The organism is Micromonospora desertarenae, from assembly GCF_056150265.1.
Window position 1 is genome coordinate 1 of the sequence record NZ_JAXCFQ010000018.1, and the last position, 22165, is coordinate 22165.

At 74.7% G+C, this 22165-nt stretch carries 24 protein-coding genes and 2 pseudogenes; 8 read left to right on the plus strand and 18 right to left on the minus strand.

The window, feature by feature from the left end; all coding sequences use genetic code 11:
• Window positions 1-924 precede the first annotated feature (924 nt).
• The 4 genes and pseudogenes from SM577_RS28050 to SM577_RS28065 all read right to left on the minus strand — a co-directional run.
• A pseudogene (locus SM577_RS28050) lies at window positions 925-1368 on the minus strand (hypothetical protein); the annotation flags it as partial.
• A 69-nt stretch (window positions 1369-1437) separates the two neighbouring features.
• Window positions 1438-1623, minus strand: a pseudogene (locus SM577_RS28055) (hypothetical protein); the annotation flags it as partial.
• A 414-nt stretch (window positions 1624-2037) separates the two neighbouring features.
• Entirely contained in the window at window positions 2038-3162 is a 1125-nt protein-coding gene (locus SM577_RS28060) for a DUF3626 domain-containing protein (RefSeq protein ID WP_474579903.1), read from the minus strand.
• Window positions 3163-3301: 139 nt separating this feature from the next.
• Window positions 3302-3775, minus strand: coding sequence for a VOC family protein (locus SM577_RS28065; RefSeq protein WP_302921872.1), 474 nt, complete (start codon window positions 3773-3775; stop codon window positions 3302-3304).
• Window positions 3776-4048: 273 nt separating this feature from the next.
• Here SM577_RS28065 and SM577_RS28070 point away from each other — a divergent pair, with 273 nt between their 5' ends.
• Both SM577_RS28070 and tsaA read left to right on the plus strand, forming a co-directional pair.
• The gene (locus SM577_RS28070) at window positions 4049-4981 is read left to right on the plus strand and encodes a sensor histidine kinase (RefSeq protein ID WP_302921873.1); all 933 of its coding nucleotides are present in this window, start codon (window positions 4049-4051) and stop codon (window positions 4979-4981) included.
• The gene (tsaA, locus tag SM577_RS28075) at window positions 4978-5394 is read left to right on the plus strand and encodes a tRNA (N6-threonylcarbamoyladenosine(37)-N6)-methyltransferase TrmO (protein ID WP_474588389.1); all 417 of its coding nucleotides are present in this window, start codon (window positions 4978-4980) and stop codon (window positions 5392-5394) included. Before SM577_RS28070 ends, tsaA begins: the two co-directional genes overlap by 4 nt.
• Window positions 5395-5404: 10 nt before the next feature.
• Here the strand turns inward: tsaA and SM577_RS28080 are convergent, their stop codons facing one another.
• On the minus strand, window positions 5405-6034 hold the full coding sequence (locus SM577_RS28080) for an MBL fold metallo-hydrolase (protein WP_474579906.1): 630 nt from the start codon (window positions 6032-6034) through the stop codon (window positions 5405-5407).
• Window positions 6034-7119: an S-(hydroxymethyl)mycothiol dehydrogenase gene (locus SM577_RS28085; protein WP_474579907.1), complete on the minus strand. Its 1086-nt coding sequence runs from the start codon at window positions 7117-7119 to the stop codon at window positions 6034-6036. The genes SM577_RS28080 and SM577_RS28085 overlap by 1 nt, the downstream gene beginning before the upstream one ends.
• 196 nt (window positions 7120-7315) lie before the next feature.
• On the opposite strand from SM577_RS28085, the gene SM577_RS28090 reads away from it, so the two are divergent.
• Window positions 7316-7735: a hypothetical protein gene (locus SM577_RS28090; protein WP_302921877.1), complete on the plus strand. Its 420-nt coding sequence runs from the start codon at window positions 7316-7318 to the stop codon at window positions 7733-7735.
• Between the two features lie 71 nt (window positions 7736-7806).
• Here the strand turns inward: SM577_RS28090 and SM577_RS28095 are convergent, their stop codons facing one another.
• From SM577_RS28095 to SM577_RS28105, 3 genes are all read right to left on the minus strand, one after another.
• The gene (locus SM577_RS28095; RefSeq protein WP_302921878.1) at window positions 7807-9102 is read right to left on the minus strand and encodes an MFS transporter; all 1296 of its coding nucleotides are present in this window, start codon (window positions 9100-9102) and stop codon (window positions 7807-7809) included.
• Window positions 9099-9755, minus strand: coding sequence for a GntR family transcriptional regulator (locus tag SM577_RS28100; protein ID WP_302921879.1), 657 nt, complete (start codon window positions 9753-9755; stop codon window positions 9099-9101). The genes SM577_RS28095 and SM577_RS28100 overlap by 4 nt, the downstream gene beginning before the upstream one ends.
• Window positions 9756-9824: 69 nt before the next feature.
• Entirely contained in the window at window positions 9825-10931 is a 1107-nt protein-coding gene (locus tag SM577_RS28105) for a CapA family protein (protein WP_474579908.1), read from the minus strand.
• A gap of 71 nt (window positions 10932-11002) precedes the next feature.
• On the opposite strand from SM577_RS28105, the gene SM577_RS28110 reads away from it, so the two are divergent.
• On the plus strand, window positions 11003-11896 hold the full coding sequence (locus SM577_RS28110) for a glycosyltransferase family 2 protein (protein ID WP_302921881.1): 894 nt from the start codon (window positions 11003-11005) through the stop codon (window positions 11894-11896).
• Between the two features lie 89 nt (window positions 11897-11985).
• Window positions 11986-13203, plus strand: a complete 1218-nt coding sequence (locus SM577_RS28115) for a low temperature requirement protein A (RefSeq protein WP_474588390.1) — start codon at window positions 11986-11988, stop codon at window positions 13201-13203.
• On the opposite strand, the gene SM577_RS28120 is transcribed toward SM577_RS28115, so the two are convergent.
• Genes SM577_RS28120 through SM577_RS28130 form a run of 3 tightly spaced genes read right to left on the minus strand, consistent with a single transcriptional unit; the run spans window position 13112 to window position 16435 of the window.
• On the minus strand, window positions 13112-14008 hold the full coding sequence (locus SM577_RS28120; RefSeq protein ID WP_474588391.1) for an alpha/beta fold hydrolase: 897 nt from the start codon (window positions 14006-14008) through the stop codon (window positions 13112-13114). The two genes, SM577_RS28115 and SM577_RS28120, sit on opposite strands and share 92 nt — an antisense overlap.
• Window positions 14005-14943, minus strand: a complete 939-nt coding sequence (locus SM577_RS28125) for an SDR family NAD(P)-dependent oxidoreductase (RefSeq protein ID WP_474588392.1) — start codon at window positions 14941-14943, stop codon at window positions 14005-14007. The genes SM577_RS28120 and SM577_RS28125 overlap by 4 nt, the downstream gene beginning before the upstream one ends.
• Window positions 14936-16435 carry a flavin-containing monooxygenase gene (locus tag SM577_RS28130; RefSeq protein ID WP_474588393.1) on the minus strand — a complete coding sequence of 500 codons (1500 nt, stop codon included), beginning with the start codon at window positions 16433-16435 and terminating at the stop codon, window positions 14936-14938. Before SM577_RS28130 ends, SM577_RS28125 begins: the two co-directional genes overlap by 8 nt.
• Before the next feature lie 115 nt (window positions 16436-16550).
• Between SM577_RS28130 and SM577_RS28135 the strand changes: the two genes are divergently transcribed.
• The gene (locus tag SM577_RS28135) at window positions 16551-17213 is read left to right on the plus strand and encodes a TetR/AcrR family transcriptional regulator (protein ID WP_302921886.1); all 663 of its coding nucleotides are present in this window, start codon (window positions 16551-16553) and stop codon (window positions 17211-17213) included.
• A 96-nt stretch (window positions 17214-17309) separates the two neighbouring features.
• On the opposite strand, the gene SM577_RS28140 is transcribed toward SM577_RS28135, so the two are convergent.
• The 3 genes from SM577_RS28140 to SM577_RS28150 all read right to left on the minus strand — a co-directional run bounded on the left by SM577_RS28140 (window position 17310) and on the right by SM577_RS28150 (window position 18972).
• On the minus strand, window positions 17310-17939 hold the full coding sequence (locus tag SM577_RS28140; RefSeq protein WP_474579914.1) for a GyrI-like domain-containing protein: 630 nt from the start codon (window positions 17937-17939) through the stop codon (window positions 17310-17312).
• Window positions 17923-18456 (minus strand): PadR family transcriptional regulator, encoded by a 534-nt coding sequence (locus tag SM577_RS28145; RefSeq protein WP_302921888.1) that lies wholly within the window; start codon window positions 18454-18456, stop codon window positions 17923-17925. Before SM577_RS28145 ends, SM577_RS28140 begins: the two co-directional genes overlap by 17 nt.
• 75 nt (window positions 18457-18531) lie before the next feature.
• Window positions 18532-18972, minus strand: a complete 441-nt coding sequence (locus SM577_RS28150; RefSeq protein ID WP_474588394.1) for a VOC family protein — start codon at window positions 18970-18972, stop codon at window positions 18532-18534.
• A 155-nt stretch (window positions 18973-19127) separates the two neighbouring features.
• On the opposite strand from SM577_RS28150, the gene SM577_RS28155 reads away from it, so the two are divergent.
• Window positions 19128-19778 (plus strand): flavin reductase family protein, encoded by a 651-nt coding sequence (locus SM577_RS28155; protein WP_474588395.1) that lies wholly within the window; start codon window positions 19128-19130, stop codon window positions 19776-19778.
• Between the two features lie 8 nt (window positions 19779-19786).
• Here SM577_RS28155 and SM577_RS28160 read toward each other — a convergent pair whose 3' ends face one another.
• Both SM577_RS28160 and SM577_RS28165 read right to left on the minus strand, forming a co-directional pair.
• Window positions 19787-20248 carry a hypothetical protein gene (locus tag SM577_RS28160; protein WP_474588396.1) on the minus strand — a complete coding sequence of 154 codons (462 nt, stop codon included), beginning with the start codon at window positions 20246-20248 and terminating at the stop codon, window positions 19787-19789.
• Window positions 20248-20727, minus strand: coding sequence for a hypothetical protein (locus SM577_RS28165; protein ID WP_474588397.1), 480 nt, complete (start codon window positions 20725-20727; stop codon window positions 20248-20250). The genes SM577_RS28160 and SM577_RS28165 overlap by 1 nt, the downstream gene beginning before the upstream one ends.
• A gap of 44 nt (window positions 20728-20771) precedes the next feature.
• Here SM577_RS28165 and SM577_RS28170 point away from each other — a divergent pair, with 44 nt between their 5' ends.
• Window positions 20772-21758: a helix-turn-helix transcriptional regulator gene (locus SM577_RS28170; RefSeq protein WP_302921892.1), complete on the plus strand. Its 987-nt coding sequence runs from the start codon at window positions 20772-20774 to the stop codon at window positions 21756-21758.
• Window positions 21759-21767: 9 nt separating this feature from the next.
• Here SM577_RS28170 and SM577_RS28175 read toward each other — a convergent pair whose 3' ends face one another.
• The gene (locus SM577_RS28175; protein WP_302921893.1) at window positions 21768-22124 is read right to left on the minus strand and encodes a nitroreductase/quinone reductase family protein; all 357 of its coding nucleotides are present in this window, start codon (window positions 22122-22124) and stop codon (window positions 21768-21770) included.
• Window positions 22125-22165 lie beyond the last annotated feature (41 nt).

A 22165-nucleotide genomic window follows, 5' to 3' on the forward strand; every position in this document is an offset into this window, starting at 1 on the left:
TGGCGGGGCCGGCGACGACGCCACCGGCGAACGCCAGACCAGCGATACCCAGAACGCTCTTACGCATGATCGTGTTCATCACAAAGGCTCCTTCGGGGGGATAACGCCACCAGCCCAAGGGGGAACGGGCACAGGGGCGCAAGCACCACCAGGGCGCTCAGAAAGACTTCGGGGGATCCGGCACGCTCTCGCGGGCGGGGGATGCCCTGGTACCGGGATGCCCGGCCAGACCCGCGGGGACGTGTCCTTCGCGGTGCCGGACTGTGTGTAACGACCACCGGGCCACCATCATTCCGGGGCCCACGACCTCGTTGGCGGTGCCAGGGGACCGGTGCGGCGATCGTTCGGGGGGATGCAACGACCACCGGGCCGCCGTCATTCCGGCCCACGATCCTCAACCGGCGGGTGCCGGCGGGACCGGTCCCGCGATCGTCAGGGAGATGCAACGACCGGCCGCCCGCGATCATTCCGCCAGGCCCGGGACCCTCTCGCCGGCCATACCAGCGGCGAGCCCTTGCTCGATCGTCCGCGAGATATAACGCCCCCGACCCGGGCCCGATTCCACCACCCGGATGCCACCGATCACACCCACGAACCCGACAAACACCCCACACCGGCACGGCGGCGGCCCATGTGCCGGCCGCAGCCGACGCATGATCGACTCCATACCGCCGATACGGGGCCATCCCGCCCGGGCTGACACCGCCACATCGCCGACACGGCGCACGCCCCTTGCGGACACCGCCACATCGGCGACAGGGAGCAGCCCCTCGGTCAGATGGCCGCGTCGGCTCGTCGCGCAGGACCCTTCAATACCGCCACATTGGCGAATCAATACCGCCACATCGGCGATAACAACGCAGGCCCCCGCATACGAAACCGGCCGGCCCCCGTGCGGGGACCGGCCGGTTCGTCAGGTGGTTGTCACCAGAGCTGCGCGACGATGTCCGCCGCCTGCTCCTCCCACTGCGCGTACGCGAACGGGTAGGCCGAGACCTGCACCGTCTGCGCCGCGGCGGTCAGCGGCAGGTCCTGCCAGCCGCCGACGTTCTTGAGCGCGGTGAAGAACGCCGTCGAGGCGTACTCCGGGTCGGTGATCTGCTCCGGCGTACCCCAACCCGACGACGGGCGCTGCTGGAACAGGCCCTGCGAGTCGTGGTCGTTGTACATGCCCAGGTGGCCGAGGTTGTACAGCTTCGACTCCTGCAGCGACGTCGCGATGCCGATCACCGCGCCGCGCTCCCCCACGCCGGTCTTCTTGGCCACGTCGATGATGGCCCGGGCGTTGGCGAGCTGGGCGTCGTCCAGCGGGATACGCGACTGCGCACCCTGCACGCCGTGCGGGATCAGCTCCTCGCGGGTGGGCTTCTCGTCGGCGGGCTTGACGGTGCTGCCGCCGGTGGTCAGTGCGGACTCCTCGGTCCGGTCGGTCTTGGCCCGGCCGGTGGCCTTCTCGATCGCCGCCACGGCGCCCTCGTGGGGGCCGGTGGTGATCGGCGCCGCCGCGGCCGTCGGCGCGAGGGCCAGGCCACCCAGTGCGGCCACGCCGGCCACGCTGAGTGCGGTCTTACGGTACGAGTCCTTCGCGATGGCGGGGAGCCATCGAGTGAAGTCGACCTTCACGATGGTTGCCCTTTCGATCGTGAAGCGCTCCGGTTGAGCACCTCTCGGGGGATCTCCGGTGCCGGAGAAGAGGTTTGCGCTCCGGCGGTACGGGGGACACAACCAGCTTCACGTGTCGGTCATTCCGGATATGCGCCGGAGCTGGACCGGCTGCGGCCCAGGTCACCGCAGGTCAGCGGGGCGGCCACACCCGGGCAGGACCGGGCGGCCATCAACCGGACCCGAAGCTCAGACCGGGAGGGCGGCACAGCCAGGGCCGAACGGGGTACGAACACCCCGTTGAGCGCGGCCGGCCGCTACGGCCCAACCGGTACTACACCCCGTTGAGTACAGCCCGGCGATCCCGGCCACACCGGCACGAACAACGTGCACCGCCGGGCCCGCGCCACACCGGCACGAACAGCCCCGACGGGCTCAGTCGCCGTACGGGGTGCCGAACCGGACCAGCACGTGCCAGAGCTGCTTGAGGTGTTGCAGGGTCACCTCGGTGGGCCCGCGGTCGGCCCAGCGCTCCGGCTCACGCACCACCGAGGCCGCCGCCCGGCCGATCAGGGCGGCGTCGACCGGGTCGCCCGGCCGGGCGAACTCGGCGTGCACCCGGGCCGCGAGCGGCGGGATGGCCGGCCCCCGGAACTCCGGGTCGATCTCGTCCACCGGCAGGACGAAGCCGCGGTGCCAGCAGAGGGCGAAACCGTGCCGACGGGCGATCCCGGCGAGTGTCTCGCCCGCCTCGGTGCCCCGGAACGACGGGTCGACGACCACCGCCTCCACGTCCCGGCCGAGGTCGAGGTCGCCGTGGACCTGCGCCTCGATGTAGTCGTCCAGCGCGCGGCCGGCGGCGCCGGGCGACCAGGCCACGTCCTCCCGGCGGCGCAGCAGCTCCCGCACCAGGGCCACGGTGTCCATGCCCGGCCGCCCGAGGCTGGTCCCGGTGCCCTCGGTCGCCGCGACCAGGGCGGCCAGCACCGGTTCGAACACCTCGACGGTGCCGAGGTCACGGGGGCCGAGGTGGCTGTCACCGAAGCAGAAGGTGGCCCGGGCCAGCACCTCGGGGCGCAGCCGCAGGTGGCACGAGCCGAAGCGGGGGCAGGCGCCGTCGGGGTGGTCGAGGAGGTTCAGCCCGCCGTACTTGGGCCGGTCGGCGGGGCGTACGCCCGGCGTCTGGTAGGCGCCGCCGAACAGCGACTCCTCCCACCGGTCCCGGTCACCCCCGGGATACGCGGTCAACCCGCCGTTGGAGATCCGGGTCTCGAACTGGCTGCGGTAGATCCCCTCGTCGGCGAGCGCCCCGGCGACCGTACGGCCGTCGGCGAGCAGCCGGTCGGGGTGGAAGTTGAGGGTGAGCCGCCCGTGCCGGCCGATCGCGGCGATCAGCTCCTCCGGCTGGTGCGTGACGCCCGACCCGGCCAGTGCCCGGGCGATCGTGGCCAGGGCGGCCGGGCGGTCCCGCAGCGCCGTGCGCCGCACGTGGTCGAGCGCCGCGCGCTGCGCCGGGGTGAGCGGAACCGGGGTGGTTGCCGGGTTTCCGACGGACTGCACGCCGGGGATCATCGCCGTGCCCGCCGGGTGGGCGCATCCCGTTTTCCGGCGGCATCGGAACGGGGTACGGCGGATTCCGGGGTCGGGCCCGCGGCGGGGTTGGTCGGGGCGACCGCGCGGCGAGCGCTCGATCGTCGGGTCACTCGCCGCGCGGGCGGTCGGTGCCGAAGCCGTCCAGGGTCGCCCGCTCGTCGGCGTCGAGGAGTTCCTGGAAGAGGGTGATCTGCAGGCCGGCCGGGGCGTCGAGGCGGGAGTTGAGGGACTGCCACGGCGTCACCGTGGGTGGGGCGATCTCGGTGGCGCCGGCGGCGACCAGCCGGTCGGTCGCGGCCCGGCTGTCGTCGACCTCGAACGCCACCCGGAGCTTCGGGGCCACCTGCCGCCCCACCTCCACCTCGTCGATCATCCGCTTCTGTGCCGGGTTGGCGATCTCCAGGGTGGCCCGGCCGGCGTCCAGGATCACCACCCGCGCGTCGCCCTCGCCGGTGAACGCCGCCTGCTCCGGCAGGCCGAGCGCGTCGCGGAAGAACGCCACCGCCGCGGCGTAGTCCTCGGCCTCCACCACCAGGCGGAGTTGACGTACGGCGGGTGGGCGGGTGAGATCATCGGCCATGTCCGGAGAGCCTACCCAGCGCGCCAGCAGGTCGGCCGCCAGGTGGCCGGCCGGGCAGGGCTAGAGTGGGGGGCTCCGACCGGGAGGCGATGAGGTGACTGCTGCCGACGGCGCCGACCAGGTGCCGCTCGACGACCGCCCGGGTCGGCACGTCCGGGTCGCCCGGGTGGGTGCCGCCGTCCGGTCCGCGCCGGATGCGAGCCCGACCCGCGCCTCCGGCCGCTCGGGCCCGATGGGGGCCGGGCCGGCCGGCGGGACACCGGGGCGGCGGGCATGACGGTGCCGGGCGCCGGCGGGTTCGTGCACGAAGGGCTCTTCTACCGCACCGCCGACGACCTGTTGGCCGGCACCGTCCCGTTCGTCGAGGACGGGCTGGCCGCCGGTGAACCGGTGCTGGTCGCCATGCCGGGCGTCAACCTGGGGCTGGTCCGCGCGGCAGTTCGCGGCGCGGAGCGGGTGCACTGGGCGGACATGACCGAGGCCGGCCGCAACCCGGGGCGGATCATCCCGTGGGTGCTGCAGGCGTTCGCCGACCGGCACGCCGGCCGGCGCGTGCGGATCATCGGCGAGCCGATCTGGGCCGGGCGCACCGAGGCGGAGTATCCGGCCTGCGCCCAGCACGAGGCGATGATCAACGCCGCCTTCGCCGGCCGCCCGGCGACCATCCTCTGCCCGTACGACACGGCGGCGCTCGACGAGGTGGCGCTCGCCGACGCGTGCGTCACCCACCCGGTGCTGGTGGACCGGGCGGGGCGGCGGCCCAGCCCGGACTACGCCCCGGCGGAGGTGGTGGCCCGCTACAACGTGCCGCTGCCCGCGCCCGCCGAGCCGGTCGCGGCGCTGGCCTACCAGGTCGACACGCTCTCCGCCGTACGCCGGTTCGTCGCCGGGCACGCCACGGCGGCCGGGCTGGCCGCGGACCGGGTGGCGGACCTGCAGATCGCGGTCACCGAACTGGCGACCAACAGCGTCGCGCACGGCGGGGGCGGCGGGGTGCTGCACGTGTGGCCGACCGCCGAGCACCTGGTCTGCGAGCTGCGGGACCAGGGCTGGCTGGCCGACCCGCTGGCCGGGCGGGTGACCCCGGCGGCGGACGGCGTCGGCGGGCGGGGTCTGGTCATCGTGCACGCGCTCTGCGACCTGGTGCTGGTGCACACCTCCCCCGCCGGTACGGCGGTCCGGCTGCACATGCGCAGGACCACGTGACCGGCGAGACCTTCCGGCTGCGCCCGGTCGGGCGGGTCGTCTCACCGCTGACCGACCCGGCGACCGCGCCCCGGCAGGGCGACGAGGGCGCGCCGGAGGCGTACCTGGACTTCGCGCCGCAGGTCGCCACGGCCCTGCGCGACCTGCGCGTGGGCGCGGAGGTGCTGGTGCTGACCTGGCTCGACCGGGCCCGCCGGGACGTGCTGGCGGTGCACCCGCGCGGCGACGCGTCCCGGCCGGAGACGGGGGTGTTCAGCACCCGGTCGCCGCACCGGCCGAACCCGATCGGCCTGCACCGGGTACGGGTGCTGGCGGTCGACGGCCTGCGGGTGCGGGTCGCCGACCTGGAGGCGCTGGACGGCACCCCGGTGCTGGACGTCAAGCCGGTGCTCGGCCCGCCCGACGAACGCTGAGCCGCCCGGCTCAGTGGCCCCGGGCCAGCCACTCGTCGAGGTGCGGCGCCTCCGCGCCGACGGTGGTGCTCGCGCCGTGGCCGGTGTGCACGACCGTCTCCGCCGGCAGGGTGAGCAGCCGGTCCCGGATCGAGTCGATGATCGTGCCGAAGTCGCTGTACGAGCGGCCGGTGGCGCCCGGCCCGCCGGCGAAGAGGGTGTCCCCGGTGAACACCGCACCGAGCGCCGGCGCGTGGAAACTGCACGCGCCGGGGCTGTGCCCGGGGGTGTGCAGCACCGTCAGCGCGGCGCCGGCCACCTCGACGGTGTCGCCGTCGCGCAGCTCGCCGCCCGGTGCCTCGTCCGGGTGCACCAGGTCCCAGAGCACGCGGTCGGCGGGGTGCAGCAGCACCGGCGCGCCGGTGGCCCGGGCCAGCGCCGGCGCCACCCGGACGTGGTCGTCGTGGGCGTGGGTGGCGAGGATCGTCCGCACCCGCCGGTCGCCGACGACGGCCAGGATCGCCGCCACGTCGTGCGGGGCGTCGACCACGACGCACTCGGTGTCGTCGCCGACCACCCAGACGTTGTTGTCCACGTCGAAGGTCTGGCCGTCGAGGGAGAACGTGCCGGCGGTGACGGTGTGGTCGATCCGGGCGGCCATCAGAAGACCACCACCGAGCGGAGCACGTCGCCCCGGTGCATCCGGGCGAACGCCTCCTCCACCTGGTCGAGCGCGATCTCCTCGGTGACGAAGGCGTCGAGGTCGAGGCGGCCCTGCAGGTAGAGGGCGGTGAGCATGGGGAAGTCCCGGCTGGGCAGGCAGTCGCCGTACCAGCTGGACTTGAGGGCGCCGCCGCGGCCGAAGACGTCCAGCAGCGGGACCTCGACGGTCATCTCGGGGGTCGGCACGCCGACCAGCACGACGGTGCCGGCGAGGTCGCGCGCGTAGAACGCCTGCTTCCAGGTCTCCGGACGGCCGACCGCGTCGATCACCACGTCGGCGCCGAAGCCGCCGGTGGCGGCGCGGATCGCCTCGACCGGATCCTCGGCGGAGGCGTCCACGGTGTGGGTGGCGCCGAACCGGCGGGCCCACTCCAGCTTCCGCGCGTCGGTGTCCACCGCGATGATGGTGGTCGCTCCGGCCAGCGTGGCCCCGGCGACCGCCGCGTCGCCGACCCCGCCGCAGCCGATCACCGCCACCGAGTCGCCGCGGGTGACCCCGCCGGTGTTCATCGCCGCGCCGAGCCCGGCCATCACCCCGCAGCCGAGCAACCCCACCGCGGCGGGCCGGGCGGCCGGGTCGACCTTGGTGCACTGGCCGGCGTGGACCAGTGTCTTCTCGGCGAACGCCCCGATGCCCAGCGCCGGGGCCAGCTCGGTGCCGTCGGTGAGGGTCATCTTCCGCGCCGCGTTGTGGGTGGCGAAGCAGTACCACGGCCGGCCGCGGCGGCAGGCCCGGCAGACGCCGCAGACGGCCCGCCAGTTGAGCACCACGAAGTCGCCCGGCACGACGGAGTCGACGCCCGCCCCGACCTCCTCCACGATGCCGGCGGCCTCGTGGCCGAGCAGGAACGGGTAGTCGTCGGTGATGCCGCCCTCGCGGTAGTGCAGGTCGGTGTGGCAGACCCCGCAGGAGAGCACCCGCACCACCGCCTCGCCCGGCCCCGGGTCGGGCACCACGATGGTGGTCACCTCGACCGGCGCGCCCTTGCTGCGGGAGATGACTCCCCGGACCTGCTGGCTCACGGTCTCCTCCTGCTCCGCGGCGCGGCGCGCCGCCGTCCGTCGGGATCCGGCGCCGCGGGGTACGGCGACCCGGTGGATCAGGCTCTCGGGCGAAACTACCGCCGATCACCACCGACGGCCCAGAGCCGCGCGGCGGTTATCCCGGCGCGGTCCGGGTAGGCGGGGGCACGATCCTGCCGTCGGACGGGAGTGCGCCATGAAGGTGAGCCATCTGCCGCTGCGCGTGAGCATCGGCGCGTTCATCCTCAATTCCGGGCTGAGCAAGCGGACGCTGGAGGGTGAGGCGGCACAGGGCATGCACGGGATGGCCGTCAACGCCATCCCCCAGCTCAAACAGTTCCCGCCGGACAAGTTCGCCCGGCTGCTGTCGGGGGCCGAGATCGCGCTGGGCGCCGCCCTGCTCGCGCCGTTCGTCCCGTCGGCGCTGGTCGGCCTGGGGCTGACCGCGTTCGCCGCCGGCCTGACCCAGCTCTATCTCAAGACGCCCGGAATGCGGGAAGAGGGCAGCCTGCGGCCCACCCAGCAGGGCATCGGCCTGGCCAAGGACGTCTGGATGCTCGGCGCCGGCCTGACCCTGGTGCTGGACGACCTCACGCACCGCCGCGGTCGCGCCTGACGGCGGCGCCCCGACCCACCGCCGCCGTCGCCCCGACGGCGGCACCCGGGCCGCACGCCGGGCGCGCCGGGTCAGGGCGCTGTCGGCGCGGCGGCGGCGAGCGCCTGCGCGGCGACCTGCCGGCGGGCGGCGTTGCGGTAGCGGAGCACCTGCACCGCGCCGAGCGCCCAGAGCAGGTACTGCGCGGCGAAGGCCCACCGGAAGGCGGACAGGTCGGGGGTGGCCCGGCCGGCCGGGGTGGCCAGGTCGAGCACCACGCCCACCACCAGCACCAGGGTGATCGAGGCGACGAAGCCGCCGACGTTCACCACACCGGTGGCGCTGCCGATCCGGCTGACCGGGTTGAACGAGCGCGCGTAGTCGAAGCCGATCAGCGAGCCGGGGCCGTTCACCGCGAGCACCAGCACCAGCGTGACCAGCAGCCAGCGCGGCGCCGGGCCGGGCCAGAGGAGCACCACCGCCCAGACCGCCGCGGTGCTGGCGGTGATGGCGAAGACCAGCACCGACCGGTGGAACGGGTGCCGGGCGCAGAAGTGCGCGATCGCCGGGCCGGACACCAGCATGGCGACGGTCATCAGGGTCAGCAGCGACGCGGCGGCGGTCGGCGTGAGGCCCTGCCCCTGCACCAGGAAGGGGTAGCCCCAGAGCAGGGCGAACACCGCGCCGGAGAACTGCGTCACGAAGTGCGTCCAGAGCCCCAGCCGGGTGCCCGGCTGCGCCCACGCCGCGGCGAGTTCCCGGCGCACCGCGGCCAGGTCCGGCGCCGCGCCGGCGGCGACCTCGCGGTCCGGGGTGTCCCGGACCGCGACGACGACCATCAGCAGCACCGTCGCGCCGAGCGCGGCCGCGACCAGGAACGCCGGGGTCCAGCCGGCCCGGTGCAGCAGCGCCACCAGCGGTACGGCGCCGAGGATGGCGCCCAACTGGCCCAGCGTGCCGGTCAACTGGGTCAGCATCGGGTAGCGCCGGCCCGGGAACCACAGGGCCACGATCCGCAGCACGCTGATGAAGGTCATCGCGTCGCCCAGGCCGACCAGCACCCGGCCGGTGACCGCCAGCCAGACCTCGGTGGCGAGGGCGAAGCAGAGCTGCCCGGCGACCATCAGGGCGCCCCCGGCGATCAGCAACCGGCGCGAGCCGTACCGGTCGAGCAGCACGCCGACCGGCACCTGCATGGCCGCGTACACGGCGAGCTGGGCGACCGAGAAGGTGGCCAGGGTGCTGGCGTTGATCGCGAAGCGGTCCGTGGCGTCGACCCCGGTGACCCCGAGCGAGCTGCGGTGGAACACCGCCCCGACGTACGCGCCCACCGCGACGCCCCAGACCAGCCAGCCGGAGCGGAGGCGGGCTGTCGACCCGGCGGTCACCGCAGCGTCCGCAGCACGGTGGCGGCGTTGTCGATGTGCGCCGCGACCGTGGCGAGCCAGCGTTGCGGGTCGTCGCCGTCGAGGGCGGCGAGCTGGGCGGCGTGCTCGGTCAGCGCCACCTCGGCCCAGCCGGGCGAGAGCCGGAAGCTCGCCTCCCCCATCCGCAGCTGGCGGTCGCGCAGCCGCTGGTACAGCTCGGCCAGGATCTCGTTGCCGGCGGCGTCCACCACGGTGGCGTGGAAGGCCCGGTCGGCGGCCATCAGCGCGGTCAGGTCGCCGGCGGCGTGCGCGGCGCGCATCTCGGCCAGCCGCGCGGCGAGCTCGGCCCGCAGCGCCGCCCGGCGGGGCCAGACCCGCTCGGCGGCGTGCAGCTCGACCAGCCGGCGGGCCTCGATGACGTCGGTGATCTCCCGGGCGGAGACCGGCCGGATCAGCGCGCCACGCTTCGGGTAGAGCCGGACCAGCCCTTCGGCCTCCAACCGCAGCAGCGCCTCCCGGACCGGCGTGCGGGACACCCCGGTGGCCTCGGCGATCTCCCCCTCGCTGACCAGCTGCCCGCCCGGGTAGAGCTGCTCCAGGATGGACCGCTTCAGGTGCCGGTAGGCCCGCTCGGCGGCCGAGGTCGCGGCGGCCGGAGCCGAGGGATGCGTCATGTATCTATGATCGGGCCGGCCCTGGCCGGCGCCCCGCCGGGTGCCCGGGACGTGGCCCAAGCCACCCCGTCACAGCGCGTCGGGGTGCAGGGTGAGCAGCCCGTCGGCGGCCACGTCGAACCGGGGACCGAGCCGGCCGAGCAGGTCGGCGAGCCAGGCCACCTCGCCGCGGTCGGCCGGCGACAGCCGCATCCGCCGGATCCGCACCGGCGCCGCCCGCAGGCCCCGCAGCCGACCGCTGCCCGGGTCGAGCGCCGGCAGCCAGAGCAGCCGCAGCTCCGGCCGGTACGCCTGCTGCCCGCCGATGCCCTCGTAGTCGTCGATCAGGTCCCCGCAGCCGTACAGGATCAGCCGGTCCCGGTAGACCTCCACCGGCCGCACGTGGTGGGAGGAGTGCCCGTGCAGCACGTCGACCCCGGCGTCGACCAGGCGGTGGGCGAACTCGACGTGCTCGGGCGGCACCTCGTACCCCCAGTTGCCGCCCCAGTGCACGGAGACCAGCACCCGGTCCCCCGGCCCGGCCACGGCGGCGATCCGCTCCGCCAGCAGGTCGGCGGTGGCCACCGAGATCTCCGGCAGGTACGCGACCCCGGGCCGGTCGCCGGTGGCCGCCCAGGGCGGCGGCACGCCGCTGGACGGCGCGGCCACCGAGAAGACCAGCAGCCGGCGGTCCGCGCCGAGGCCCACCCGGGCGGGTGCCCAGGCCGCCGCCGCGTCCCGACCGGCGCCGGCGGTGGCGATCCCCGCCCCGGCCAGCGCGTCGAGGGTGTCGGCGAGCCCGACCGGCCCGAAGTCGAGCACGTGGTTGTTGGCCAGCGCGCAGACGTCCAGCCGGGCGGCGGTCAGGCAGGGCACGTTGTCCGGGTGCATCCGGTAGTGCACGGCCTTGCCCGGCGCGGGCTCGCCCCGGCCGGTCACCGCGGTCTCCAGGTTGACGATCCGGGCCGCCGGGCGCAGGTCGTCCAGGAGCGGCAGGGCCACCCCCCACGGCCACTCCGGCGGCACCGGCCGCGGGATCGGGCCGCTGACCGACTCGGCCAGCCCGACGTACTCGTCGGCGTCGCGGACCGCCCGCTCGCGCAGCTCCGGAGGGCCGGGCCGGGGCAGGATCCGGTCCACCCCCCGGCCGGTCATCAGGTCCCCGGCCAGGAACAGGGTCACCGCGTCGTCGGGCATCCGCCGGCATCCCCCGCGCCCGCCGGGTCGAAACGGCGTGGCCCGGCGGCGCCCGGGGTACCAGGGTCGCCATGACCGATGTGACCGTCGTGGTGGCCACCCGCAACCGCCGAAGCCAACTGGTGGCGACGCTGGCCCGGCACGCCGCACCCGTGATCGTGGTGGACAACGGCTCCGACGACGGCACCCCGGAGGCGGTGGCGCGGGCCTTTCCGGACGTACGGGTGGTGCGGCTGCACGCGAACGCCGGCGCCGCCGCGGCCCGCAACGTCGGCGTGGCGCTCGCCGACACCCCGTTCGTGGCGTTCGCCGACGACGACTCGTGGTGGGCGCCGGGTTCCCTGGACCGCGCGGCCCGGCTGCTGCGCGGGCACCCGCGCACCGGCCTGCTGACCGGGCAGGTGCGGGTCGGCCCGCAGGGCCGGCTGGACCCGGTGTCGGCGGCGATGGCGCGGGCCCCGCTGGGTGTCCCGCCGGACGCGCCCGGCCCGGCGGTGCTGGGCTTCCTGGCCTGCGCGGTGGTGCTGCGCCGCGAGGCGTTCCGGCAGGTCGGCGGCTTCGCCGAACCCCTCGGCACGTACGGCGAGGAGGCGTTGCTGGCGATGGACCTGGCGGCGGCCGGGTGGCGGCTGGCGTACGCCGAGGAACTGGTGGTGCACCACCACCCGCTGCCGGCGGGCCGGGACCGCCGGACCCGGCAGCGCGTCGAGGCGCGCAACCGGCTGCTCACCGCGACCCTGCGGCGCCCGGCCGGGGTGCTGCTGCGCACGGTGACCGAGGTGGCGCGCGACCCCGCCGGCCGGGGCGCCCTGCTCGACGCGGCCCGCGAGCTGCGCTGGGCCCTGCCGCGGCGGCGCCGGTTGCCGGCTCGGGTGGAGGCCGCCCTGCGCACCCTGGAACGGCTGGACGCCGAGCCGCCGGCGGCGCCGCAGGCGCCGCGACCGTCGGTGGTCGCCGCGGACTGAGTCGACCGCAGCGCCCAGCCCAGCGCCTCCCGTCCGGCATGCTCGGCGGCTGCGCCGAAACCCGGCTCGGCCGGGCCGGGGACCTGCCTATGGTGAACCCGTCCGGCCGGCGGCGCGAGGAGAGCGCGGTGACCACGAAGGGCGGGCCGCGGCCCTGGTACCGGCCGATGGCCGCACGCGACCGCGGCGAGGCGCACCGCGCCGCCACGCCGCTGGAGCTCTTCTTCGACCTCTGCTTCGTGGTGGCGGTGGCCCAGGCGGCCGCGAACCTGCACCACGACCTGGCCGAGGACCACGTCGGGCACGCGGTGCGCAGCTACCTGATGGTGTTCTTCGCGATCTGGTGGGCGTGGATGAACTTCACCTGGTTCGCCTCCGCCTACGACACCGACGACGACGTCTACCGGATCACCACCCTGGTGCAGATCGCCGGCGCGCTGATCCTGGCCGCCGGGGTGCCGCGCGCCTTCACCGAGGGCGACTTCGCCACCATCACCTACGGGTACGTGGTGATGCGGCTGGCCCTGGTGACGCAGTGGCTGCGGGCAGCCGCCAGCGACCCCGCCCACCGGGCGGCCGACGTCCGGTACGCGGTCGGGGTGACCGTGGTGCAGGTCGGCTGGCTGGTCCGGCTGCTGCTGCCCGACGACTGGCGGATCGGCTCGTTCCTGGTGCTGGCCCTGGCCGACCTGCTGGTGCCGGCGTTGGCCGAACGGCCGGGGATGACCACCTGGCACCCGCGGCACATCGCCGAACGGTACGGGCTGTTCACCCTGATCGTGCTCGGCGAGGTGGTGCTCGCCACGTCGGTGGCCATCCAGACCGGCGTGGACGCGGGCGAGGGCGGCCTGTGGCGGCTGGCGGTGGCGGACATGGTGATCGTGTTCGCGCTGTGGTGGCTCTACTTCGACCGGGAGGCCGAGGCGCCGGCGCGGCTGCCCGCCTCACTGGTCTGGGGGTACGGGCACTACCTGGTGTTCGCGGCGGTCGCCGCGGTGGGCGCCGGGTTGGAGGTGGTGGTCGACCACCACCGGCACGTGGCCCACGCCGGCAGCGTGGTGGTCGGGCACACCGTGGCCGTCCCGACGGCCGTCTACCTGCTCACCGTCTGGGTGCTGCGGGTGCTGCCCCGGCAGCGCGGGGTGGTGGTGGCGGCGTTCCCGGTGACCGCGCTGCTGGTGCTGGCCACTCCCTGGGCGCCGGTGACGCTCTACCTCATCGCGGCGCTGCTGCTCGCCCTGGTGGCGGTGACGGTGCTGGCTCGGCAGCGGGAGCTGCGGTCCAGAAGTCGACCAGCAGCCGGCTGAACTCCTCGGCGCACTCGATCTGCGGCATGTGCCCGCAGTCGGTGAACAGGTGGGTGCGGGCACGCGGCAGCCGGGTGCGGGCGGCGTCCAGGTGGGCCGCCGGCAGGATGAGGTCCCGGTCGCCCCAGACGACCAGGGTGGGCACGTCCAGCCGGGCCAGCTCGGTGAGCAGCTCCTCCCGCCACTGCGGGCTGACCCCCCGGAAGGTGCCCAGGCTGTGCGCGGTCTCCAGCAGCACCCGCGCGGCGTGCGGCTGACGGGCCACCTCCAGGGCGTACGCGACGCGCTCGGCGGTGGCGAACGCGGCGTCGTGGAAGAGGGCCCGCTCGGTGCGCCGGGCGGCCGAGCGGCTGGGGCGCAGCAGCAGCCGGCCCAGCGGCCGCAGCGCGAGCAGCCGCAGCATCATGGTCACCTCACGGCCGAAGCCGGCGCTGTTGACCAGCGCGAGGCTGGCCACCCGGGCCGGCTCGGCGACGGCCAGCCGCATGGCGATCGCGCCGCCGAGGGAATTGCCGACCAGGTGCGCGGGCGCCTCGACGCCGACCGCGTCGAGGTAGCGGCCGACGAACCGGGCCAGCGCCGGCAGGGTGTACGGCTCGGCCATCGGCAGCGAGCCGCCGTAGCCGGGCAGGTCGACGCTGTGCACCCGGTACCGGTCGGCGAGCAGCTCGTGCTGCTCGGTGAAGTCGCGCAGGGTGCGGCCGATGCCGTGCAGCAGCACCACCGGCGGCCCCTCGCCGTCGACCCGGTGGCGCACCCGCCGCCCGTCGACGGTGACGTGCCGGGGGCCGGCCGGCGCGCTCACGCCGGGTCCCCCGCCCGCTCGGCGGACCGGTCGCCCGGCCGGGCCGGCTCGGGGTCGCCGGGTGGCCGCTGGGCGGGGACGGCGGTGGCCCGCCGCGCCGGGTCCGCGGCCGCCCGGGCCAGCCCGAGGGCGAGCACCCGCCCGTACGAGGCGGGGGCGACCCGGGCCAGCAGGTCGGGCAGCTTGGCCGACCAGCCGACCAGCACCCGGCCCCGGCGGCGGCGCACCCCGCGCAGGATGATCTCGGCCGCCTTCGCCGGGTCCATCGAGAGCAGCTTCTCGAACTCCTTCCGGCCGGCCTCGTACTCGGCGGCGGAGACGCCGCTGCCGATCCGGGCGCTCTGCGCGATCCGGGTGCGGATGCCGCCCGGGTGCACCGAGGTCACCCCGATCCCGTCGTCGACCAACTCGTGGCGCAGCGCCTCGGTGAAGCCGCGGACGGCGAACTTGCTCGCCGCGTAGGCGGCCTGCCCGGCCGGGGCGATCAGGCCGAACAGGCTGGAGACGTTGACCAGGTGCGCGCCGGGCTCGGCCTTCAGCGCCGGCAGCAGGGCGTGGGTCAGCTGCACCACGGCCCGGAAGTTGATCTCGATGACCCAGGTGAACTCGTCCAGGGTCACCTGGTCGAACCGGCCGCCCAGGGCCACGCCGGCGTTGTTGACCAGCAGCCGGATCGCGGGGTGCCGCTGCCGGACCTCCTCGGCCACCCGGGCGGTGGCCGTGGCGTCGGCGAGGTCGACCAGGTAGCTGGTCAGCTGCCGGTCGGGGTGCGCCGCGCGGATCGCGGCGACCACGGCGGCGAGCCGGTCGGCGTCCCGGTCGAGCAGCACGAGGTCGCTGCCGCGGCGGGCCAGCCCGTGCGCCAGGGCCTCCCCGATCCCGCTGGCCGCGCCGGTGACCACGGCCGTGCCGGAGGTGAAGTCGAAGCTACGCATCGGCGGTGCTCCTTTCCGGAGTGCTCGACCGGTCGGCGGCGGCGCGGGAGAAGCGCACCCCGACGTCGGTCAACCGGCCGTGCCGCATCAGCAGCACGTCGCGGGGGTAGTTCTGGTGCAGCCGCCACGGCGCCGAGGCGCCCTGCTTGGGCAGCGCGTCGACGCTGCGCAGCACGTAGCCGGACTTGAGGTCGATGATCGGCTCCAGCGGGCCCTCGCGGGGTGCGAGCGGGGTGACCACCTGCTGGCCGGTGCGGTCGAGGTGGCGCAGCAGCCGGCAGACGTACGTGGCGACCAGGTCCGCCTTCAGCGTCCAGGAGGCGTTGGTGTAGCCGATGGTCATCGCGAAGTTCGGCACCCCGGAGAGCATCATCCCCTTGTAGGCGACCCTGCTCGCCAGGTCGACCTCGGCGCCGTCCACGCTCAGCGTCATCCCGCCGAGGGCGAGCAGGTTCAGCCCGGTGGCGGTGACCACGATGTCGGCCGGCAACTCCTCGCCGGAGCTGAGCCGGATGCCGGTCGGGGTGAACGTGTCGATGGTGTCGGTGACCACCGAGGCCCGGCCCCGGCGCAGCGCGGTGAACAGGTCGCCGTCGGGCACCACGCAGAGCCGCTGGTCCCACGGGTCGTAGCGGGGCGAGAAGTGGCGGTCGACGTCGTAGCCGGCCGGCAGCCGACCCTTGGCGGCGCGCCGCAGCAGCTTCCGGACCAGCCTGGGGGCACGGCGGCTGGCCTGGAAGTTGGCCGTGGCGAGCAGGACGTTCTTCCAGCGCACCACCGGATACACGGCCTTCGCCGGCAGGAAGCGGCGCAGCGTGTCGGCGAGCACATCGCGCGAGGGCAGCGCGATGACGTACGTGGGTGAGCGTTGCAGCATGGTGACGTGCCCGGCCCGCTCGGCCATCGCCGGCACCAGGGTCACCGCCGTCGCGCCGCTGCCGATCACCACCACCCGCTGGCCGGTGTGGTCGAGGTCGGCGGGCCAGTGCTGCGGGTGCACGATCCGTCCGGTGAACGTCTCCGCGCCGGGCAGGTCGGGCGTGTAGCCGGCGTCGTAGCGGTAGTAGCCGGCGCAGGTGTACAGGAACGAGCAGGTCAGCACCACGTCCTCGGCGGTGTCGTCGCGCCGGGCGTGCACCGTCCAGCGGGCGGTCGCGCTGTCCCAGTCGGCCCGCACCACCCGGTGGTGGAAGCGGATGTGCTCGGTGACGCCGTACTCGTCGGCGGTCTCCCGGACGTACGCCCGGATGGCGTCGCCGTCGGCGATCGCCTTCGGGTCGGTCCACGGCCGGAACGAGTAGCCGAGGGTGAACATGTCGGAGTCGGACCGGACGCCCGGGTAGCGGAACAGGTCCCAGGTGCCGCCGATCGCGCCCCGGGCCTCCAGCACCGCGTACGTCTTGCCCGGGCAGGCGCGCCGCAGGTGGCAGGCGGCGCCGATGCCGGAGAGGCCGGCACCGACGATGAGCACGTCGACGTGGTCGCAGGCCATGTCATCTCCCGATCCCGAGGCGGTGACACCGGACACTATCCACCGCCGTCGACGCCCGTCAACACCCTGTCGAGTCCAATCGACACAGTGTCGATCCGGTGTAGAGTGAGCGGTCATGACGCCCGCCCGTACGCCCACTCCGACCGCGGCCCCGCGCGGACGCCGCGCGGCCCGCTCCTCCGGCGACGAGCGGGAATCGGCCATCCTGGCCACCGCCGAGCGGCTGCTGCACGAGCGGGCCTTCGCCGACATCTCCATCGACGACCTGGCCCGCGGCGCCGGCATCTCCCGGCCGACCTTCTACTTCTACTTCCCGTCCAAGGACGCGGTGCTGCTGACGCTGCTGGACCGGGTCACCGAGGAGGCCGAGGCGGCCTGCGGCGACGTGCTGGTCCGGCTGGCGGAGGATCCGCCGGCCCGGTGGCGGGAGCTGATCACCCGGTTCCACGAGACGTTCGGCGGGCACCGCGCGGTGGTGCTGGCCTGCGCCCAGGTGCGCGGCACCAACGCCGAGGTGCGCCGGCTCTGGGCGACCGTCATGGAGCGCTGGGTGCAGGCCATCGAGACCGCGATCGAGGCGGAACGCCGGCGCGGTGCCGCGCCGGCCGGGCTGCCCGCCCGGGACCTCGCCATCGCGCTCAACTCGATGAACGAGCGGGTCTGGTACGCCACCTTCGCCGGCGACGGGCCGGCGGTGGCCGAACGCGACGTGGTCGACGTGCTGCTCGACGTCTGGCTGACCGCGATCTACCGCACCACCCCTCCCCCACCCGCCTGACCCGCCGGCCGACTCGGCGTCGCGCCGCGACGACAGTGGTCGTCCGCGGCGAGTCAGGGCGGAAGGAGCTTCGAGCGACCGTCGACGGTCAGACGATCACCGGGCCGGCGCCGAGGGGCCGACCGGCTGCCGGAGGATGGTGCGGAGCTTCTCGGGGGCGGTCCGGCGGAAGTCGCTGAGGTAGATCTCGTGGTGCTTGCCCACCATCCGCAACCCGTTGCCCGGGATGAACTCGTGGTGCATCCGCGCCAGCACCGGGGCCTCGTCGTCGTAGGAGCCGACGTGGAGCGTCTGCACGCAGCGCCCCTCGGAGAGCGCCCCGAGCCGGACGTCGTCGAGGCGGCGCGGGCGGTCCCCGGCCGCCACCTGCTCGACGGCGCCGGCGAACATCTCCTCGTCGATCCAGTCGGGGACCATGATCATCAGGGTCCAGTCCCACCGGGACTTGTCGCGCAGCGCCGTGAACGTGGCCATGTCGTCGGCCCACCAGAGTGCCTCCAGGGGCATGACCACGTAGTCGCGCCCGAGGGTCCGCTTGCTGGCGAACTTCAGCTTGTAGGCCAGCGGGTAGAGCGCCTCGGCCGCGTCGGTGAAGGCCGGGGTGTTCGGATCGCCGTGCCCGTCGATCATGAGGTACCGCAGGTCGGGCACGTCGACGACGTCGAACCGCCCGCGGCTCGCGCGGTAGGTGTCGATCTCCCGCTTGAAGTCAGTCTTGTCCGTCATCACGCACCTGGGCCCGCGCCGCGAGCCACGACCTTTCCGCCTCCAGGAGGCTGAGGGAGTAGGAGAAGACCTCGCGGGCCGGCGGCGCGAGGGGGGACTGCGCGGCCTCGGCCGCCCGGACGGCGGCGATCCGCGCCTCGACCCGGGCGAGCCGGTCGCCCAGCGCCCGCCGGTACTCCTGGTCGGAGAGCAGGGCCAGGTTCGCCACGCCCACGAGAAGGGGATGCGCGACCGGACGCGGCTCGGCGATGAGCGCGAGCGCGCCGCGGGCGGCGGCCTCCCGCCCCGCGGCCGTGGCGTGGAAGACCCGCCGGGACTTCGCCGCCGCCGGCGCCTCGGGGGCGTGGACGAGCCCGCGACTCTCGAGCTTGGCGAGCAGGTAGTAGATCGAGGAGAAGCCGATCTCGGTCCACTGGCGGATCCCGCGACGCTCGATGACCTGCTCCAGGTCGTAGCCGTGCCGCGGCGACTCGACGATCAACCCGAGGACGACCAGTTCGGACGGCGTCAGCTCCACGGCCTTATTCTAGTACTAGAATAGAGGTTGGCAAGCCGCCGGTTGGCGGGTCCGGCACGGGGTCCCGGCCGACCGTCAGTCGAGCTGCTCGGCCAGGGCGACGATGATGCCCGCGGGGCCGCGGACGTAGCAGAGGCGGTAGGCGTCCTCGTACCGCGCCACCTCGCCGACGAGTTCGGCGCCGTGGGCGCGCAGCCGGGCGAGCGCGTCGGCGAGGTCGTCGACGGCGAACATGATGCGACGGATGCCGAGGGTGTGCGGCGGTGCGTGCGCCGGCTCGGCGCTGACCGCCGCCGGCGTGCGGAACCTCGTCAGCTCGATCCGGCCGTGGCCGTCCGGCGTGCGCATCATGGCGATCTCGACCCGGACGCCGTCGAGCCCGACGACCCGGTCCACCCACCGTCCCTCGACCGGCGTCCGGCCCTCCAGCTCCATCCCCAGCTCGGTGAAGAACGCGGTGGCGGCGTCGAGGTCGTCGACCACGACGCCGACATGGTCCATCCGCTGAAGCGCCACGTGCCGAGCATAGGCACGCAGGTCCGGCGGTTCGCCCCGGAACGGCGAGGGTCGAACGCGATGTCCGATCGCCGCCAGCAACGGCCGGCCGCCCCGGCGCAGAGTCGACGGCGGAGGCGCGACACCCGGTCGCGCCCGTGATGGAAGGCGTACGGATGCACGTGGTTCCCGGTCTCAAGGTGCTCTACTTCGGCACGCCGGTGGTGCTGGTCAGCTCGCGCAACCCGGACGGCACGGCGAACCTGGCGCCGATGTCGTCGGCGTGGTGGCTCGGGCAGCACGCCATGCTCGGCCTCGGCGACAGCGGCCAGACCACCGCCAACCTGCGCCGCGAGCGGGAGTGCGTGCTCAACCTGCCGTCCGCCGCGATGGTCGACGCGGTGGACCGGATCGCGCTCACCACCGGCCGCCCCGACGTGCCCGAGCACAAGGTCCGCCAGGGCTACCGCTACGAGCCGGACAAGTTCGCCCTGGCCGGGCTGACCGCCCAGCCGTCGGAACTGGTCCGGGCACCCCGGGTGGCGGAGTGCCCGGTCCAGCTCGAATGCCGGGTCGTCGCGACGCACCGGTTCGGCGGCAGCAGCGCGCAGGCCACCGCCTTCGAGGTGCAGGTGCTGCGCGCGTACGTCGAGGAGGACCTGGTCATCCCCGGCACGAGCTATGTCGACCCGCTGCGCTGGGACCCGCTGATCATGAAGTTCTGCGAGTTCTTCGGCGGCGGGCAGAACGTGCACCCGTCCCGGCTGGCCGACGGCTGGGAGATGCCGCACCGGCTACGGCCGGACGCGACCCCGGTGGCCGGCTGAGCGGTGACTCAGACAGCCGGCGCGCGGGTGAACTCCATGGTCCAGTTGGTCTCCCAGGTGCGTTCGCCGTCGGTGGAGAACGCCTGCTCCCAGCGGCAGGAGGTCGGGGTGATCGCCGACCAGATGAACCGGCACCGGACCGGGCGGCCCTCGTCGACGTCGTCGGCGTAGAAGGTGCCCACCCCGTCGACGAACCGGCCGACCACCGGCGGCAGCTCCAGCCTCCCCCGGTCGCTGTTCATCCAGTAGATCGACCAGGTGCCGGCGGCCGGGTCGAAGATCCGCACGGTGGCACCGGAGAAACCCTTGGTCGGGAAGGTGATCTCGTCGAAGCTGCCGGCGCCGCCGAAGAAGGTCCGGGCGACCGACCGCCCGGGGAACTCGTCCCACTCGTCGCTGCCGACGTGCCGCTTCACCAACCGCCGGTTGACCACGTCCCAGGTGCCGACGAAGAAGTCGAAGTCGCCCATCAGCGGCCCACCGGCCCCTCGGCCCGGGTGTCGGCGCGCCACCCGGCCAGGTCCGGACGCTCCGGCGCGAGCACGTGCCGGGCCCAGGCGGCCCGCTCGTGCTCCAGCACCCCGAGTTCCCAGATGCAGCCCACCCACGGCCGGTGCTGCTCGACGAAGTGGGTCGGATCGTCGTCCGGGCAGTCCAGGGCGGGCTGGCCGGCGGCGGCGATCCGTACCCGCACCACGTTGTCCCACACCCAGGTGTACGCCAGCAGGTAGGCGCCGGTGTCGGCGCCCCGGTGCAGCACCACCCAGCCGGCCGCCGGGGTGCCGTCGTCCGGGCCGGCCGGCAGCAGCCGGGGCAGCAGGTCGTACGCGGCCTTCTCCACCTCCGGTTCGATCCGCCGGTGCGGCTGGTCGATGTGGTAGCGCTTGAGCTCGCGGCCGGCGACCGTTACCGGTCCCGGCACCCAGAGATCCTTGTCGCGAAATGCCATGCCGGGACGGTAGGACCGCTCCCCTGACAGCTACTGTCAGCGGAGTGCGGGCCAGTCGACTCCTCTCCCTCCTGCTGCTGCTCCAGAGCCACGGGCGGCTGACCGCCGCCCAGCTCGCCCAGCGGCTGGAGGTCTCCGTCCGCACCGTCTACCGCGACGTCGAGGCGCTGCACGCGGCGGGCATCCCGCTCTACGGGGAGGCCGGGCACGCCGGCGGCTACCAGCTGGTCGAGGGCTGGCGGACCCGGCTCACCGGGCTGACCGCCGAGGAGGCCGAGCGCCTCTTCCTCGCCGGGCTGCCCGGCCCCGCCGCCGAGCTGGGCTACGGGGCGGTGGTGGCCGCCCTCCAGCTCAAGCTCCAGGCCGCGCTGCCGCCCGCGCTGGCCGACCGGGCGCAGCGGCTCCAGCAGCGCTTCCACCTGGACACCCCCGGCTGGTACGCCGACGGCGACGCCTCCCCCCACCTGGCCGCGGTGGCGGACGCGGTGTGGCGGGAGCGGCGCGTCCGGGTCCGCTACCGCAGCTGGAGCGGCGAGGTGGAGCGGGTGTTGGAGCCGTACGGGCTGGTGCTCAAGGGTGGCCGCTGGTACGCGGTGGCCAACCGGCCGGGCCGGGACACCCCGGCGACCTACCGGATCAACCAGATCCTGGCGCTGACCACCCTGGACGAGGGCTTCGACCGGCCGGCGGAGTTCGACCTGCCGGCCTGGTGGCAGGCGCACGTGGTGCGGTTCCGGGCCCAACTGCACCGCGCCGACGCGACGATCCGGCTGACCCCGCGCGGCCGGCAGCGGCTGCGGGAGATCGCCAGCGACGTGGTGGCCGGGGCGGCGGAGCGCAACGCCGGCCCGCCGGACGCCGCCGGCTGGGTGACCACGCTGGTGCCGATCGAGTCGCTCACCCACGCCCACGGCGACCTGCTGCGCCTGGGCGCCGAGGTGGAGGTGCTGGCCCCGGCCGAGCTGCGGGCCAGGCTCGCGGACACCGCCGCCGCGCTGGCCGCGCTCTATCGTCGCGAGCCGCCGGGCTGAGCACCCGGCTCAGCCGAGGGAGACCTGGACGGCGACGTCGCGCCTCGGGTAGTGCTCGTCCACGTACTGGCGGCCGTACTTCGCGCGGAACATCTCCACCACGTGGTCGACCCGGTCGGCGTCGGTGATCGGGGTGGCGGGCGCGCTCACCGCCGTCCCGTTCACGGCCACCTCGATCAGCGGCGTCTGCCGGACGTTCTTGTACCAGTCGCTGTCCGACCCGGTGATCGGCACCAGGAACATGCTCTGCTCCTCCTGCACGAACCACACCGGGTGGGAGATCTGCCGGCCGGTCCGCCGGCCGGTCACGGTGATCTCCACTTCCTCGGCACCGGCAAAGGCGTCCCTGGCGTCCTCGATGCTCACCGCTGACCTCCGTCGACGATCCCGTGGTGCTCCTCAGCGCC